This window comes from Brevundimonas sp. (assembly GCF_041919755.1).
Lineage (GTDB): Bacteria > Pseudomonadota > Alphaproteobacteria > Caulobacterales > Caulobacteraceae > Brevundimonas.
Genome location: NZ_JAYRTD010000005.1, coordinates 155,705 through 169,751 on the forward strand (window position 1 = coordinate 155,705; position 14,047 = coordinate 169,751).

Annotated in this window: 15 protein-coding genes; 5 read left to right on the forward strand and 10 right to left on the reverse strand. The window is 66.3% G+C overall.

Annotated features, from left to right (window positions below; all coding sequences use genetic code 11):
• Window positions 1-38: 38 nt before the first annotated feature.
• Together ACE3TH_RS08570 and ACE3TH_RS08575 are read right to left on the reverse strand one after the other, a co-directional pair.
• Window positions 39-503, reverse strand: a complete 465-nt coding sequence (locus ACE3TH_RS08570) for a hypothetical protein (RefSeq protein WP_374599212.1) — start codon at window positions 501-503, stop codon at window positions 39-41.
• On the reverse strand, window positions 500-1,378 hold the full coding sequence (locus ACE3TH_RS08575; protein WP_374599214.1) for a D-alanyl-D-alanine carboxypeptidase family protein: 879 nt from the start codon (window positions 1,376-1,378) through the stop codon (window positions 500-502). The genes ACE3TH_RS08570 and ACE3TH_RS08575 overlap by 4 nt, the downstream gene beginning before the upstream one ends.
• Window positions 1,379-1,527: 149 nt before the next feature.
• Between ACE3TH_RS08575 and ACE3TH_RS08580 the strand changes: the two genes are divergently transcribed.
• Together ACE3TH_RS08580 and mazG are read left to right on the forward strand one after the other, a co-directional pair.
• Window positions 1,528-2,958 (forward strand): MFS transporter, encoded by a 1,431-nt coding sequence (locus ACE3TH_RS08580; protein ID WP_374599216.1) that lies wholly within the window; start codon window positions 1,528-1,530, stop codon window positions 2,956-2,958.
• A complete protein-coding gene (gene mazG, locus ACE3TH_RS08585) occupies window positions 2,955-3,743 on the forward strand; it encodes a nucleoside triphosphate pyrophosphohydrolase (protein ID WP_374599218.1) in 789 nt (262 codons plus the stop codon). The genes ACE3TH_RS08580 and mazG overlap by 4 nt, the downstream gene beginning before the upstream one ends.
• Before the next feature lie 15 nt (window positions 3,744-3,758).
• Here the strand turns inward: mazG and ACE3TH_RS08590 are convergent, their stop codons facing one another.
• Entirely contained in the window at window positions 3,759-4,295 is a 537-nt protein-coding gene (locus ACE3TH_RS08590; RefSeq protein ID WP_374599220.1) for a hypothetical protein, read from the reverse strand.
• 135 nt (window positions 4,296-4,430) lie between these two features.
• Complete coding sequence (gene nhaA / locus ACE3TH_RS08595) at window positions 4,431-5,666, reverse strand: Na+/H+ antiporter NhaA (RefSeq protein WP_374599222.1); 1,236 nt, start codon at window positions 5,664-5,666, stop codon at window positions 4,431-4,433.
• A 98-nt stretch (window positions 5,667-5,764) separates the two neighbouring features.
• Between nhaA and ACE3TH_RS08600 the strand changes: the two genes are divergently transcribed.
• The 3 genes from ACE3TH_RS08600 to ACE3TH_RS08610 all read left to right on the forward strand — a co-directional run bounded on the left by ACE3TH_RS08600 (window position 5,765) and on the right by ACE3TH_RS08610 (window position 6,573).
• Window positions 5,765-5,917: a hypothetical protein gene (locus ACE3TH_RS08600; RefSeq protein WP_374599224.1), complete on the forward strand. Its 153-nt coding sequence runs from the start codon at window positions 5,765-5,767 to the stop codon at window positions 5,915-5,917.
• Window positions 5,918-5,997: 80 nt separating this feature from the next.
• Window positions 5,998-6,216: a hypothetical protein gene (locus ACE3TH_RS08605; protein WP_374599226.1), complete on the forward strand. Its 219-nt coding sequence runs from the start codon at window positions 5,998-6,000 to the stop codon at window positions 6,214-6,216.
• A gap of 33 nt (window positions 6,217-6,249) precedes the next feature.
• A complete protein-coding gene (locus ACE3TH_RS08610) occupies window positions 6,250-6,573 on the forward strand; it encodes an HPF/RaiA family ribosome-associated protein (protein ID WP_374599228.1) in 324 nt (107 codons plus the stop codon).
• Between the two features lie 96 nt (window positions 6,574-6,669).
• Here ACE3TH_RS08610 and hflX read toward each other — a convergent pair whose 3' ends face one another.
• From hflX to dusB, 6 genes are all read right to left on the reverse strand, one after another.
• Window positions 6,670-8,022 (reverse strand): GTPase HflX, encoded by a 1,353-nt coding sequence (gene hflX / locus ACE3TH_RS08615; protein ID WP_374599230.1) that lies wholly within the window; start codon window positions 8,020-8,022, stop codon window positions 6,670-6,672.
• On the reverse strand, window positions 8,023-8,268 hold the full coding sequence (hfq, locus tag ACE3TH_RS08620) for an RNA chaperone Hfq (protein ID WP_168048505.1): 246 nt from the start codon (window positions 8,266-8,268) through the stop codon (window positions 8,023-8,025). It abuts the gene before it with no gap.
• A gap of 118 nt (window positions 8,269-8,386) precedes the next feature.
• A complete protein-coding gene (locus ACE3TH_RS08625; RefSeq protein ID WP_374599232.1) occupies window positions 8,387-9,250 on the reverse strand; it encodes a D-amino-acid transaminase in 864 nt (287 codons plus the stop codon).
• On the reverse strand, window positions 9,247-10,662 hold the full coding sequence (locus ACE3TH_RS08630; protein ID WP_374599234.1) for a sigma-54-dependent transcriptional regulator: 1,416 nt from the start codon (window positions 10,660-10,662) through the stop codon (window positions 9,247-9,249). The genes ACE3TH_RS08625 and ACE3TH_RS08630 overlap by 4 nt, the downstream gene beginning before the upstream one ends.
• Window positions 10,663-10,671: 9 nt before the next feature.
• Window positions 10,672-12,969: an ATP-binding protein gene (locus tag ACE3TH_RS08635; RefSeq protein WP_374599236.1), complete on the reverse strand. Its 2,298-nt coding sequence runs from the start codon at window positions 12,967-12,969 to the stop codon at window positions 10,672-10,674.
• Window positions 12,966-14,018 (reverse strand): tRNA dihydrouridine synthase DusB, encoded by a 1,053-nt coding sequence (gene dusB, locus ACE3TH_RS08640; protein ID WP_374599237.1) that lies wholly within the window; start codon window positions 14,016-14,018, stop codon window positions 12,966-12,968. The genes ACE3TH_RS08635 and dusB overlap by 4 nt, the downstream gene beginning before the upstream one ends.
• Window positions 14,019-14,047: the final 29 nt, after the last annotated feature.

Sequence of the window (14,047 nt, forward strand, 5' to 3'; positions counted from 1 at the left end):
CCGCATCAGTAGCGGATATAACCCTGCCCTTTTGGATTTCAAGCCATGCGGTGAGGCAATGGGCAGACGCGTTGGTAGAAAGCCTGATCTGCCGGTGTTCGTTCCCCGCGTGACAGCCGAAAGCGATGCTCGACGACCATGGCCTGCTGTTCGATATTCAGGACGTCCCAACTACAGTCGTCGCTGACCGCGTACCGATAGGATGCCGCGCCGTCCCCGGCATTCAGCTTGGCCACCAGAAGGTTGACCCCTGTCTGGGCTTGCCAGACGTGGACGAGTTCATGGACCAGCACGGCCTGAAGCCTCAGCGGGGCTTTGGCGAAGTCGCGGGGGAGTTGCCGCGCCGGCCAGGCGATCCAGTCGCGGCCAAACCATCGGCCGGGCACGAAGGCGCGATCGAATGGCCAGGGCGTCGGGAAGAACCGCACCCTCTCCAGATCGACCGCATCGCCCAGCGCGTCCCGCGCCAGCCGCTGTTCCTCTGCTGTCAGGCCACGGATCATGGCGCGCCGCTTTCGCCGGTCGGGCCGATCCATTCCCAATGCCAGGGCTCGAAGGCGTAGGGCACGAAGCCGAAGCGGCGGGCATTGCGGACCAGCCACATATAGGTCTGGGTCTGGCTCATATGCTGGCGGCTGGCCGGACTGGTATTGTCGACGCCCAGACCCGGAGCCTGACCGACATAGAGGTCGACCGCCGTGCCGGTGCGATGGGCCGAGCAGACCGCGCGTCTCAGGCCATCGCAATTGCCCTGGGCCGCGCAGCGGGCGGCGTCAGCCTCCGGATCGCGGAAGCCGGAGAAGATCTGCAGCAGTTCGGGATTGGCCGCGACCTCGGGCACCTCGCGCCGCGCGGCCTGGACCATCCGGCGATAGGCGACCAGCACGTCGCGGCGCAGCAGCCGGGTCAGGCGGTCGGCATGCTCCTCCTCCTCGACCAGATAGCCGAGTTCCGACAGGGGCGGCGGGGCCGGGCACGGCTCTCCCCTCACCCGCGCCATGATGAAGGGGCGACGCTCCTGCCAGACGCCCTTGAAGACCTGAAAGATGGCGTCGTCGAAGATGCCGTTGGCGATCAGGCCGCGCTGCGATTGAAATCGGGCCAGGGCCTGGGCAAAGCGAACGGTGCCGACGTCGCAGCGGGTGCCGATCTCCTGCTGGATCAGGGGCACATAGGTCTGCCACCCCCACTCCATCTGGTTGAAGGGGGTCCACTCCAGCGAGTTGACCGAGATGAAGTTGGCGAAGGCCGCGCCGTCCCAGTCGGGAGAGGTCGCCTCGCAGGCCTCGGCCTGATCGCGCGCCTGGGCTGCGACCGGTTGGGCCGCAAAGATCAGACAAAGGGCAGCCAGAAGGCCGGGCACGAGACGAGTCCACATGGCAGGCATGCTGACTCCAGGCCTGTGGCGGCGGCAAGGCCATTTCCGCGCCGCCGGTGACGAAAGCGTCACCGCCCGTCTCGCGCCCTGCCCGCAAAGGCGGCATGGTGCGACAGGCCGATTCACCGGCTTTCCAGATGGACCCGTCCATGACCGACGCCACCGTCGTCTCCCCTGCCGCCACAGCCGCCGCGCCGCGTCGCAGCAATGGCGTTCTGGCCGCCTTCTCCGCTGCCTGCCTGCCCTATGCGGCGCTGGGCCTGCCGGTCTATGTGACTCTGCCGGAGTTCTACGCCAGCCATATAGGCGTAGATCTGGCCGTGGTCGGGTTGATCTTTCTGATCATCCGAATGGCCGACATCGTCGTCGATCCGGCGTTGGGCATGGTCATCGACCGAACCCATAGCCGCTTTGGCCGCTATCGCCTGTGGATGGGGCTGGCGGCGCCGGTGCTGATGCTGGCGGTGGGGATGCTGTTCATGGCGCGGCCCGGAGCGGGACCGGCCTATCTGACCATCTGGCTGGTGGTGCTTTCGCTGGGCTTTTCGGTCAGCCTGCTGTCGCAGGTCAGCTGGGCCTCGGCCCTGTCGAGCGACTACAACCAGCGCTCGCGCATCTATGGCTGGTGGCAGACGGCGAACATCATCGGCGTGCTGGCGGTCCTGCTCGTGCCTGTGCTCGTCCAGAACATGGGCTGGGGCGACTATGCGCGGGCGGTGCAATGGCAGGGGTGGTTCATCATCGTCACCCTGCCCGTCTCGCTGGCCATCACCTTTGCCTTCACGCCCGAGCCGCCGCCTGGACCTGCGACCGCCGCCGAGACGCGGTTCGGCTATCTGGCCCTGTTCAAGCGGCCGGTGATCCAGCGGCTGCTGGCGGCGGACCTGGCACTGGGCATCGCGCGGGGCGTGGTCGGGGCGCTGTTCTTCTACTTCTTCGAGGCGGCGCGGGGGTTCGAGCGGGCGGAGACCTCGATCCTGCTGCTGGTCTATTTCGTCTTCGGCCTGTTCGGAGCCCCGGCGTGGAGCTGGCTGGCGGTACGGCTGGGCAAGCACAAGGCGCTGATCTGGGCCTGCGTCTATTTCGCCGTCACCCTGATGTTCGCGGCCTTCCTGGCCCCTGTGCTGGTCGAGCCGGCACGGTCCGCGCTGGAGGGCATGACCGGCAATCCGGCCCCCTATACCGACCTGCTGATGGCCGGGGCGATGGTGGCGCTGGTGGGGCTGGCTTTCGCCTCGGGCGACCTGCTGCTCCGGGCCATGATGGCGGACGTCAGCGATCAGGTGCGGCTGGATGACGGGGCGGACCGGACCGGCCTGCTGTTCTCCATTCTGACGGCAACGTCGAAGCTGGGCTATGCTGTGTCGGTCCTGACGTTTGCGGGCCTGCAGATGGCCGGGTTCGATCCCGGTCTGGGCGGTCAGAACTCTGGCCCGGCCCTGATGTGGCTGCAGATCATGTTCGCCGGCCTGCCCGCGCTTTGCCTGCTGCTGGCGGCGGTGGCCCTCCATCGCTATCCGCTGGATCAGGCGCGCCACGCCGAGATCCGGGCGGCTCTGGACGCGAAGGCCCAGGGATGAGCACCCCCATCGACCGCCTGAACGCCATCATGGCCCGGCTGAGGGCCCCCGTTGGCGGCTGTCCGTGGGACGTGGAGCAGACGTTTGCCACCATCGCCCCCTATACGATCGAGGAGGCTTATGAGGTCGCCGACGCCATCGAGCGCGGGGCCTATGACGACCTGAGGAGCGAGCTGGGCGACTTGCTGTTCCAGGTGGTCTTCCACGCCCGGATGGCCGAGGAACAGGGGCTGTTCGTCTTCGACGACGTCGCCAACGCCATGGCCGACAAGCTGGAGCGGCGCCATCCGCATGTCTTCGGCGATGAGGCAGCCAAGGCGGACGGGGTGGCCCAGAAGGCGCGGTGGGAGGACATCAAGGCGGCCGAGCGGTTGGCGAAGGCGCAGCATGGGGTGCTGGATGACGTGCCGGTCGGCCTGCCCGCCCTGGCCCGCGCGGCCAAACTGACCAAGCGGGCGGCCCGCGTCGGCTTCGATTGGCCCTCGACCGACGAGGTCTTCGACAAGCTGGACGAGGAGGTCGCCGAACTGCGGGCCGAGATCGCCGCCGGCGACCTGGACAAGGCGCGCGAGGAGATGGGCGACCTGCTGTTCGTCGTCGCCAACCTGGCGCGCAAGCTGGGGGTCGAGCCCGAGGATGCCCTGCGCGGGGCCAATGCCAAGTTCGTGCGCCGCTTCGGCTTCATCGAGGCGGAACTGGCGAAGGATGGACGGACGCCGGAGCAGAGCGATCTGGCCGAGATGGACGCCCTGTGGGACGCGGCCAAGGTGGCGGAGCGGGGGTAGCCTCGTCTGCTCAGCTTACACTTTGGACTCCGGAAAAACCGGGTGCAAGGAGTCCAATTCTTGAGGTTCAGCCTCTGAGCCTTCGGCCATCGCATTCAGATCGTTGGTGTTTTCGTCTTCCGCCGCGAACAGGGTCAGGGGGTCGCGGTTGGACTCGAGCTGTGGGGTCACGATGTCTGGCAGCTCGGCCATGACGTGGGCGCGGGCCTTGTCCGCGAGGCGGTCGTAGACGCGCAGCCAGGTCGAGGCCTCGGACGCACGGCCCGTGCCCAGGGCGCGGCGGATGTTCAGAAAGGCCTCCTGGGCCAGGTCGGCGAAGCTGACGGCGTCGTCGGGATGGTATTCGCCGGGCTCGGGCGGGGCGTCACAGGTCGGCTGATCCATCCGCCGCCAGCCCCCGACCCGCGCATGCAGCCGGAACGAACTGAGCGACATGCCGTACCGCTGACAGATATGCGTCGCCTTCACGCCCGCCAGATACTCCCGCCGCGCATGATCCCAGACGTTACCGCCGTCCTCATCGTAGTCGGCGGGATTGATTTGCGTGCTCATCGACATGGGACGCAGTCTGGCATGCGGGTACGTCAGAAACGGTCGCGTCAGCGCAGGATGACGACGTAATTCATGTCCGCAAGGTCTAAAGGCGGATTATCTTCCTTGCGAGGGCCGGGCCTGCAGGAGCCAGAGTCAGGACCGCCCGTCGGTACCGATCGGTTCGACATCAGGATCGGCTGCAACCGAATCGGTCTCGCGCCGACGGCTGGCCAGCCCTAGCACGATCGCCGCTCCCAGCGCCGATAGGATCGAACCGCCGATGACACCCAATTTGACCTCGATCTGCTCAGGCGAATCGACCGCCCCGGGGAAGGCGAGGACGCCAATGAACAGGCTCATGGTGAAGCCCACGCCACAGAGCATCGAGATCCCGTAGACCTGCATCCAGCTGGCCCCGGTCGGCCGCGCACCGATCTTGAATGCCGACGCCAGCCAGGCCATCCCCATCACGCCGATCTGCTTGCCGACGAACAGCCCTAGCGCGATCGCGATGACCAGCGGAGCGAACGCCTGATCCATGGACAGTCCGGCGAATGACACCCCGGCTTTGGCAAAGGCGAAGAGTGGAAGGACCAGGAAGGCATTCCAAGGATGCAGATCGTGCATCGCTTCCTTGAGGGGGCTTTGCAGGTCCTCCTTGCGTGCGGCGATCGGAACGATCATCGCAAACGCGACGGCCGTCAGCGACGTGCTGATCCCGGACAACACCGTCAGATACCAGACCAGCGCAAAGCCCAGGACCCAGAAGGGGGCGGGGACGCGGAAGCGGTGGGCAACCAGACCTCCTGCCACCAGAAAGCCGAGGGTCGCGAACAGAGGCGTCCAATTCGCGCCGTCGCTGAACAGTACGGCGATCAGGGCGATTGCCCCGAGATCATCCACGATTGCCAGCGTCAGCAGAAACACGCGGAGCGATGACGGAAGGCCCTTGCCCACGAAGGCGAAGATGGCCAGCGCGAACGCAATGTCGGTCGCCAGCGGAATAGGCCATCCTTGATGGGGTGCGCCGATCAGGCCGGACAGCAACAGGTAGACGGCGGCAGGTCCTGCCATGCCGCCGATAGCGGCAAAGACGGGTGTGGCCAGCTTGCGTGGATCACTGAGTTCACCACGCATGATTTCGTATTTGATCTCCAACCCCACCACGAGGAAGAAGATCGCCATCAGCCCTTCCTTGATCCAGTCCGAGATCGTCAGGTTCAGTTGCAGCGGGCCGACACGAAGAAGGTGGTAGCTTTTCAGCCACGCGAAATAGTCTGCGGACCACGGTGAGTTCGCCACTACGACCGCAGCAATGGCGGCCAGCGCCAGCGCCATGCCCGATGCAGCCTCTGTCTTCAGGAAATCAATCGTCAGTTTGCGCGCCACGGCGGCCTCCGGTGAAGGTGGACAGTCGTGACGCCAGGTTATCGACGGGCGTCTGACCGGTTTCGCCAAGGAGGCGCCGGCCTGGTCCGGAGGACCTGATGGCTGCTGGATACACTAAAGCTATCGAAACCCGGATCAACCTGATGCGGCCGGTTCACCGATCAAACCGGCGTTATCGGAGTAAGCGCATCAGCCGTGGAGCAATGGTCGAGCTTGACCTGTTCGATCACGCCGACCTCACCCAGGCTTGATCGCGGTTACAAGCTCCCGGGGCAACCGTCACCGTTCAGCCGGGTTGGTTCGGGGTACCGAAAACAGAATGGAGGTCGCCATGTCCGATCCGGACACGTCCAAAAAGGCAGCCCAGGTGGAGCCCTCAAGGTTTGCCTCAGAACTGAAAGCTGAGGCCAAGTCCAGCGACAATCCGGCCCCCGGCCAAACCCCAAACGAGGGCATGAACCCGACGCCGAATGGCTCGATCGCCCCGTCCGGTGCATTCGATGCCGAAGGTCAGCGGCCTGTGCTCGAGAGATCCCGCAAAGCGCGCTGAGCCAAACCCAAACGCAATCAACTCGGAGACATCATGGAAATTCTGATCAACACGTCCAACGCCGTCGACGGCACCGGCGGCTTCGCCGACGCCATGAAAGCCACCGCTCGCTCCCGCCTGTCGAGGTTTGCCGACCGTCTGACTCGCGTTGAACTCCACTTCTCTGACCACTCAGCCCAACGCGAGGTCGGCAACGACAAGCGGTGCGCAGTCGAAGCCCGTCTTGCCGGAGGCGATCCCATCACCGTCACCGACGAGGCCGAGACACTGGATGGCGCAGCCAGTGGCGCGCTTTCGAAAATGACGACGGCGCTTGAGCGTCACATCGGCAAGTCGACGAACCGGAAAGGGCACTGACTTAGCAAAGCCCAAGCTTTGAACCTGCTTTCATTCGTTGAAGACACCTACATTCGTCGTAGCCACTCACGTGGCCTTCCGGAGTTCCTCTGTCTATCAGCGGTGGTAGTCGGTGGCCGAGCGTTCAGCAGGTGCCTCCGCCTGAAACTGTCGCTCGAACCGCCCCATCGCTTGCGGATCGAGCCGCACCGTCAGATGCGTCCGCCCCTCCGCATCCGTATCACGCGCCGTGACGCGGCCGTGTTCGTACAGCCAGGCCAGGGCCTCGCCCTGGGAGGGTTGCAGGACCAGATCCATTTCAGGGTCGTCGTCGATCAGTTCGGTGATGGAATGGCGAAGGGTCTCGATCCCCTGCCCATTCCAGGCGGAAACGGCGACGGCGGTGTTGCCGGAGCGGGCGGCCTGACCCTCGATGGCTTCGCGCGCCTCGGGGTCCAGCAGGTCGGTCTTGTTCCAGACCTCCAGAATGCGGCGCGGCCTGACCGTGCCATCGGCGGCCGTCGGTTGTTCGATCTGTTTCAGGACCGCCTCGACGTCGCGGGCCTGGGCCGCCGTGTCGGCCGAGGCGATGTCGCGGACGTGCAGGATCAGGTCGGCCTCGCCCACCTCTTCCAGCGTGGCGCGGAAGCTCTCGACCAGTTCGTGCGGCAGGTCGGAGATGAAGCCGACGGTGTCGGCGATGATGGCCGGGCGGCCCTGCGGCAGGCGGATGGTGCGCTGGGTCGTGTCCAGGGTGGCGAACAGCAGGTCCTTGGCCATGACCTCTGACCCCGTCAGACGGTTGAACAGGGTCGACTTGCCGGCATTTGTATATCCGACCAGGGCGATGGTCGGGAACGGCACCTTCTGGCGCTGTTTCCGGTGCAGGCCGCGCGTGCGGCGCACCTCGTCCAGCTCGACCTTCAGCTTGACGATGCGGTCGGCGATCAGGCGGCGGTCCAGCTCGATCTGGGTCTCGCCGGGGCCGCCCGTGCTGCCGGTGCCGCCGCGTTGCCGCTCCAGGTGGGTCCAGGTGCGGACCAGGCGCGACTTCTCATAGTCCAGCCGGGCCAGCTCGACCTGAAGGCGGCCCTCCTTGGTGCGGGCGCGGCGGCCGAAGATTTCGAGGATCAGCCCGGTGCGGTCGATGACCTTGGCGTGCCAGGCCTTTTCCAGATTGCGCTGCTGGACCGGGGTCAGGTCGTCGTCGATGACCACGGCTTCGGCCTCTGCGGCGCGGACCAGGGCGGCCAGTTCCTCGACCTTGCCGGTGCCGAACAGGGTGGCGGGCGTGACCTTGCGCAGGCGCACGATCTCTTCGGCGCGCACGTCCAGGTCCAGCGCGCGGGCCAGGCCCACCGCCTCTTCAAGCCGTTCCTCCGCCGCGCGACTGCTTTCGCTGCGTCCATCGGGGTGGATGACGATCGCCCGGATCAGCGGGACGGCGTGGTCGATGAGTTTTTGGGTCAATCAGTCTTCGTCGGCGTCAGGCTCGTACAGCTGCACGGGTGCTGACGGCATGATGGTGGAGATGGCGTGCTTGTAGACCAGTTGCGACTGGCCATCGCGGCGCAGCAGCACACAGAAGTTGTCGAACCAGGTCACGATGCCCTGCAGCTTGACCCCGTTGACCAGGAAGATGGTCAGCGGCGTCTTGGTCTTGCGGACCGAGTTGAGGAAGGTGTCCTGAAGGTTCTTGGATTTGTCTTGCGACATGGCAGGTTTGTCCTGTTCTTGCTTGTTCCGCCGCGTCGAGGAGGACGCTGGACCGGATCGAATGCCCGGCCCGCCACATTACGCACCGCCAAGGCGGCATCGCAACAGCGGCGCGACCCTAAATGGCGTCGCGGCGGGCCTGTTCAAGATAGAGGGTGCGCAGGCGGGTCGCGATGGGGCCGGGCGTGCCGTCGCCGATGGTGGTGCCGTCGATGGACACCGCCGGCATGACGAAGGCCCCGGCGGCGGTGAAGAAAGCCTCCCGGGCGCGCTTGGCCTCGTCCACGCTGAAGGGGCGTTCGTCCAGCTCCAGCTTTTCCTGCTGGATCAGGGCCATCAGGGCGGTGCGGGTGATGCCCTTCAGGATGTTGGCCTGGGTGTCGCGGGTCCGCAGCTTGCCGTGCTCGTCGACGATCCAGGCATTGGTCGAGGAGCCCTCGGTGACCAGACCCATTTCGTCGACCATCCAGGCCTCATAGGCCCCGGCCTCGCGCGCGGCCTGTTTGGCCAGGACATTGGCCAGAAGGCCCACGGTCTTGATATCGCAGCGGCCCCAGCGGATGTCGGGCTGGGTCAAGATGGCGACGCCCTTTTTCGCCTGCGCCTCCGCCTCGCTGGCGCTGATGGAGCGGGAGGTGACGATGACGCTGGGCGGGGTGCCCTCGGCCGGGAACGGGTGGTCGCGCCGGGCCGTGCCGCGCGTGACCTGCAGATAGACGATGCCGTTCCGGACGCGGTTGCGCCGGATGGTCTCGTGCAGCACCCGCGTCAGGGCCTCGCGGCTCATCGGAATGTCGATCCGCAGCTCGTTCAGGCTGCGGTGCAGGCGGGTCATGTGGCCGTCGAAATCGGCCATCCGCCCGTCGAAGATGGACCAGACCTCATAGACGCCGTCGGCGAACTGAAAGCCGCGATCCTCGACATGGACCATGGCCTGGCCGTGCGGATGGTACTGGCCGTTGACGTAGGCGACGCGGCTCATGCTTCGCTCACCGGCTCGTCTTCGTCCTCGCCGCCGCGTGCGGGCGATACGCCCAGCGACTTCAGCTTCCTGTGCAGGGCCGAGCGCTCCATGCCGATGAAGGCGGCGGTACGGCTGATGTTGCCGCCGAAACGCATGATCTGGGCCGCCAGGTACTCGCGCTCGAACACTTCGCGCGCCTCACGCAGCGGCAGGGCGATGATCCGCTCGGCCCCCAGGGTGCCGGTGGAGTTGGCATTGGTCGCCTCGGACGGCAGCATGTCGGCGCTGATCGGCTGGGACGGATCGCCGGTCGCCAGGATCAGCAGCCGCTCGACGTTGTTGCGCAGCTGACGGACGTTGCCCGGCCAGGGGTGGACCTGCAGCACGGCGATGGCGTCATCGCCCAGCCGCCTTTTGGGCAGGCCCTGCGAGGCCGACAGGGTGTCTATGAAATAGTCGATCAGCTCGCCGATATCCTCGCGCCGCTCCGACAGGGCGGGCACGCGGATGGGCACGACGTTCAGGCGATGAAACAGGTCCTCGCGGAACCGGCCCTCGGCGATCTCGACCTTGAGGTCGCGCGAGGTCGAGGTGATGACGCGGATGTCGACCTGGACGTCCTGTTCGCCGCCGACGCGGCGGAAGCGCTGTTCGACCAGGACGCGCAAGACGCGGCTCTGGCTCTCGCGCGGCATGTCGGCGACGTCGTCCAGATAAAGGGTGCCGTTGTGGGCGCGTTCGAAGACGCCGATCTTGCGCGGGCGGCCGTCGTGGCCCTCCTCCCCGAACAGTTCGACATCCAGCCGTTCGGGCGTCATGCCGGCGGCGGCGATGGCCACGAATTCGCCGCGCGATCGGGCGCTGGCCTTGTGGATCTGGCGGGCGACCAGTTCCTTGCCTGAGCCTGGAGGGCCAGAGATCAGGACGCGGCTGTTGGCCGGGGCGACCTTGGCGATGGTGCTGCGCAGGGCTTGGGCCGCTGCGGACTTGCCGATGAAGCCGGCAGGCTCGTTGACCTGGGCCTTCAGGCGTCGGTTCTCGCGCCGCAGGGAGCTGGTTTCCAGCGCGCGCTGGACGACGACGACCAGACGGTCGGACTTGAACGGCTTTTCGATGAAGTCATAGGCCCCGCGCTGCAGGGCCGTGACCGCCGTCTCGATATTGCCGTGGCCGGAGATCATGACCACGGGCAGGTCGGGGTCCAGTTCCTTGATGACGTCCAGCAGCTCCAGCCCGTCCAGGCCGCCGCCCTTCATCCAGATGTCGAGCAAAGCCAGCGACGGCTTGCGGGCCCGGATGGCGGCCAGAGCCTCTTCGGAGTTTGAGGCCACGCGCACGGCGTGACCCTCGTCCTCCAGCAGACCGGACACCAGTTCGCGGATGTCGGCCTCGTCGTCGACGACCAGAATATCGGCTCCCGTGGATCGCATATCGCCTCGCTATTCGTTGGCCGAAACGGTCGCGGATCGGGACGCCGGAGCGTCCTTCCCCTTGGCCGAAACGGTCGATGGCTGTTGGGATTTCAGAGGAAAGATCAGGCAGATTTTAGCCCCGCCCAGCGTCTCGGCGTCGGCCAGCTTCAGCTCGCCGCCGTGCTCCTCGCAGATGCGTTTGACGATGGCGAGGCCGAGGCCCGTGCCCTTCTCGCGCGTTGTGACATAGGGCTCGGTAAGGCGGTCGCGGTCCTTGGCAGGCAGGCCGGGGCCGTCGTCCTCGATGACGAAGGTGGCCATGTCGTCCTCGACCAGCAGGCGGGCGAGGATGCCGGGACTGTCGCTGTCGCCGCCCCTGGGGTCTGTCTCGCGGCGCAGAGCCACCGCCTCCCCCGCATTCTTCAAGATATTGGCAAGCGCCTGACCGATCATCGGACGATCGGCGTGGATCGTGACCTTGGGCAGGGGCTCGGCCATCTGGATGTCGATGTCGGCGACGGCCACACGCTGAGCGAAGACCGCCTCGCGCAGCAGTTCCGCTGGATCGGCAGAGGTGAAGCGCGGGGCAGGCATGCGGGCGAAGGCCGAGAATTCGTCGACCATCCGGCCGATGTCGCCGACCTGACGGATGATGGTTTCGGTGCAGCGGTCGAAAACCTCGACGTCGTCCTCGACCTGTTTGCGATAGCGGCGACGCAGCCGTTCGGCCGACAGCTGGATCGGCGTCAGCGGGTTCTTGATCTCGTGGGCGATACGGCGGGCCACGTCGCGCCAGGCGGCGTTCCGCTGGGCCGTGACGAGGCGCGTGATGTCGTCGAAGGTCAAAACCATCTCCCCACCCAGTCCGCCCTCGATGCGGACGCGCAGGCGCCGGGTTTCGCCCTCCAGAGTCACATCGATCTCTTCCTCGATGTGGGCTTCGGCGCGCGCCGCCAGTTCGCTGAGTTCGGGCGACACCTCCCCCAGCGGTCGTCCGATGATCTCGGCCTCACGGATGGCCAGAAGTTCGATGGCGCTGTCGTTGATGGCCGAAACCCGTCGCAGGCGGTCCAGTCCGATCACGCCCGCCGACACGCCGGACAGGACAGTCTCGATGAACCGGCTGCGACCCGTGGCCTCCTCGCTGGCAGCCCGAAGAGCGGATTGCTGGGCGGCCAGATCGTCGGTCATGCGGTTGAAGGAGGCTGACAGGGTGCGGATTTCGCCGGGTCCGTCGTTACCGTCCACGCGCGCGGTCAGATCGCCGCCCGCCACCTTGTCCGCCGCCTCGACCAGGCGTCCGATGGGGCCTGAGATCGAACTGGCCGCCGACATGCCGAGCCACACCGCGCCAACAAGAACAAGAAGGGCGGTTTCGATGTAGCTGAGGGCGAAGGAGGCCTGGATGCGCTCGCGGCTGGCCTGGGCCTCTCGATAGGCCAGGATCGATTCCTCGCTGTTGCGCATCTGGGCCAGCAGGCCCGGCTTCAAGGGCCGCACCATGTAGAGAAAAGCGTCACCGTAAGCCGGCAAGGTCATCACGGACCGAACCGCATCAGGCCCCTCTGTCACCTCTTGGGCCGGAGCCGCCCCTTGCAGCGATGCTTCTTCCAGCGCCTGCATGGAGGGGGCCACATAAGGCGGGGCCCCCGGCGTCTCGCCACTGGCCAGCACCTGACCATCGGCACCGAGAATATAGACCGCAGGATAACCGAACAGTTGGCCGACCTGTGTCAGGGCATCGGAAAACTGCACCCTGTTGTCGAACAGGGGGCGCACGCTGTTCAGCTGTTCGGCGACCACAAGGATGTCACCGTCCATCTCATTGGCCACGTCATCGGTGTAGGCACGGCCGATGACCGCCCCGTTCTGAACCGCTGACTGAACGTTCTGGCTGAACCACTGGTCCACGCCGCGGTTGACTAGCAGGCCGAACACCAGGGCGATCAGGATCGAGGGCACCAGCGCGACCAGCGAAAACAGGGCCACGAACCGGAGGTGCAGGCGAGCACCGGCATCGCTTCGTCGGCGGAAAAGACCGATCGCGCGTCTGCCAACGAAAGCCGCCAGCGCCAGGATCAGCACCAGATTGACCGACAGTATCCACAGCACCGCCCGGCTCGCGAGATCGCGGGCGCCATCACCACTGGTGCCTGGAGCCTCGGCGACCAGCCAGATGGCCGCCGCCGTGATCAGGAACGATAGACCGAAGGTGATCAGGAACAGATTGCGGCGACGCTCTTCGGACCAGCCGGAAAACCAGCGCCCCACACCGCTCGGCGAGGACGTCTGATCGGGATGGGTCGCGGTGGGCGTATCCGTCATAGGCCTCCAGCGTCTACCAACTGTGGCTCTAGATCAACAGGCGAGTGACTGGAAAGCGTCACTGGTGACCACAGCTGCGTAATCGCCTGCTCGACATCGTCCGGGCTGTCGAGGCGGCAGAGACGCGCCTTGGCCGCGCGGCGCTCCAGCGGATCGGCGGGCCAAGGGGCCTGTTCGACATACCAGCCCAGATGTTTGCGGAACATCTTCAGCCCCAGCGGCAAGCCATAGAAGGCGACAGAGGCTCGCAGATGCTCGATGACGATGGCGGTGCGTTCGGCGCGATCCGGCTCGATCAGGACGGTGCCGTCCGCCAGCGCCCGCTCCAGATGCGCCGCAAGCCAGGGCCGCCCGTACACGCCGCGGCCCAGCATCAGGGCGTCGGCTCCCGATTGCTTCAGCGCCTCACGCGCGTCATCCGCCGTCAGGATGTCGCCGTTGACGATCACCGGAAGGCCAACCGCCGCCTTGACCTCGCCCACTGCCTGCCAGTCCGCTCGGCCGGTATAGAACTGCTGGCGGGTGCGTCCGTGAACGGTAATGGCCTTGACGCCCAGGTCTTCGGCCCGGCGCGCGATGTCGGGGGCATTGCGGCTGGCGTCGTCCCATCCCAGACGCATCTTGACCGTCACGGGCCGCGACGTGGCCTGCACTGCCGCTTGCATCAGCTGTGCGGCCAGATCGGGTGTCCGCATCAGGGCCGAACCACAGGCCGAGCCCGTGACTTCCTTGGCCGGACAGCCGAAGTTCAGGTCGATGATGTCGGCGCCGGCCTGTTCGGCCATGCGCGCCCCCTGGGCCATCGCTTCAGGATCGCGTCCGACCAGCTGGATCACGGTCAAGGGCAGGCCGTCGCCGACCGCTGCGCGTCGCACCACATCGGGCCGAGCCCGCGCCAGTTCGGCCGCCGCCACCATTTCGGTCGCCACATAGGCAGCACCGAGCCTCGAAGCCAGGACGCGGAACGGCAGGTCCGTGATCCCGGTCATGGGCGCGGTCAGCACCCGTCCGGGCACCCAAACGTCGCCAATCTGTATGCCTGTGGCCATGTGGCCCCTTACTGCGCGGTCAGCCCCCC

What these genes read in the sequence shown, in the direction of transcription:
- ACE3TH_RS08570 (WP_374599212.1), bottom strand. Translation starts at nt 503, where the DNA reads ATGATCCGTGGCCTGACAGCAGAGGAACAGCGGCTGGCGCGGGACGCG.
- ACE3TH_RS08575 (WP_374599214.1), bottom strand. Translation starts at nt 1,378, where the DNA reads ATGTGGACTCGTCTCGTGCCCGGCCTTCTGGCTGCCCTTTGTCTGATC.
- ACE3TH_RS08580 (WP_374599216.1), top strand. Translation starts at nt 1,528, where the DNA reads ATGACCGACGCCACCGTCGTCTCCCCTGCCGCCACAGCCGCCGCGCCG.
- mazG (WP_374599218.1), top strand. Translation starts at nt 2,955, where the DNA reads ATGAGCACCCCCATCGACCGCCTGAACGCCATCATGGCCCGGCTGAGG.
- ACE3TH_RS08590 (WP_374599220.1), bottom strand. Translation starts at nt 4,295, where the DNA reads ATGAGCACGCAAATCAATCCCGCCGACTACGATGAGGACGGCGGTAAC.
- ACE3TH_RS08600 (WP_374599224.1), top strand. Translation starts at nt 5,765, where the DNA reads ATGGCTGCTGGATACACTAAAGCTATCGAAACCCGGATCAACCTGATG.
- ACE3TH_RS08605 (WP_374599226.1), top strand. Translation starts at nt 5,998, where the DNA reads ATGTCCGATCCGGACACGTCCAAAAAGGCAGCCCAGGTGGAGCCCTCA.
- ACE3TH_RS08610 (WP_374599228.1), top strand. Translation starts at nt 6,250, where the DNA reads ATGGAAATTCTGATCAACACGTCCAACGCCGTCGACGGCACCGGCGGC.
- hfq (WP_168048505.1), bottom strand. Translation starts at nt 8,268, where the DNA reads ATGTCGCAAGACAAATCCAAGAACCTTCAGGACACCTTCCTCAACTCG.
- ACE3TH_RS08625 (WP_374599232.1), bottom strand. Translation starts at nt 9,250, where the DNA reads ATGAGCCGCGTCGCCTACGTCAACGGCCAGTACCATCCGCACGGCCAG.
- ACE3TH_RS08630 (WP_374599234.1), bottom strand. Translation starts at nt 10,662, where the DNA reads ATGCGATCCACGGGAGCCGATATTCTGGTCGTCGACGACGAGGCCGAC.
- ACE3TH_RS08635 (WP_374599236.1), bottom strand. Translation starts at nt 12,969, where the DNA reads ATGACGGATACGCCCACCGCGACCCATCCCGATCAGACGTCCTCGCCG.
- dusB (WP_374599237.1), bottom strand. Translation starts at nt 14,018, where the DNA reads ATGGCCACAGGCATACAGATTGGCGACGTTTGGGTGCCCGGACGGGTG.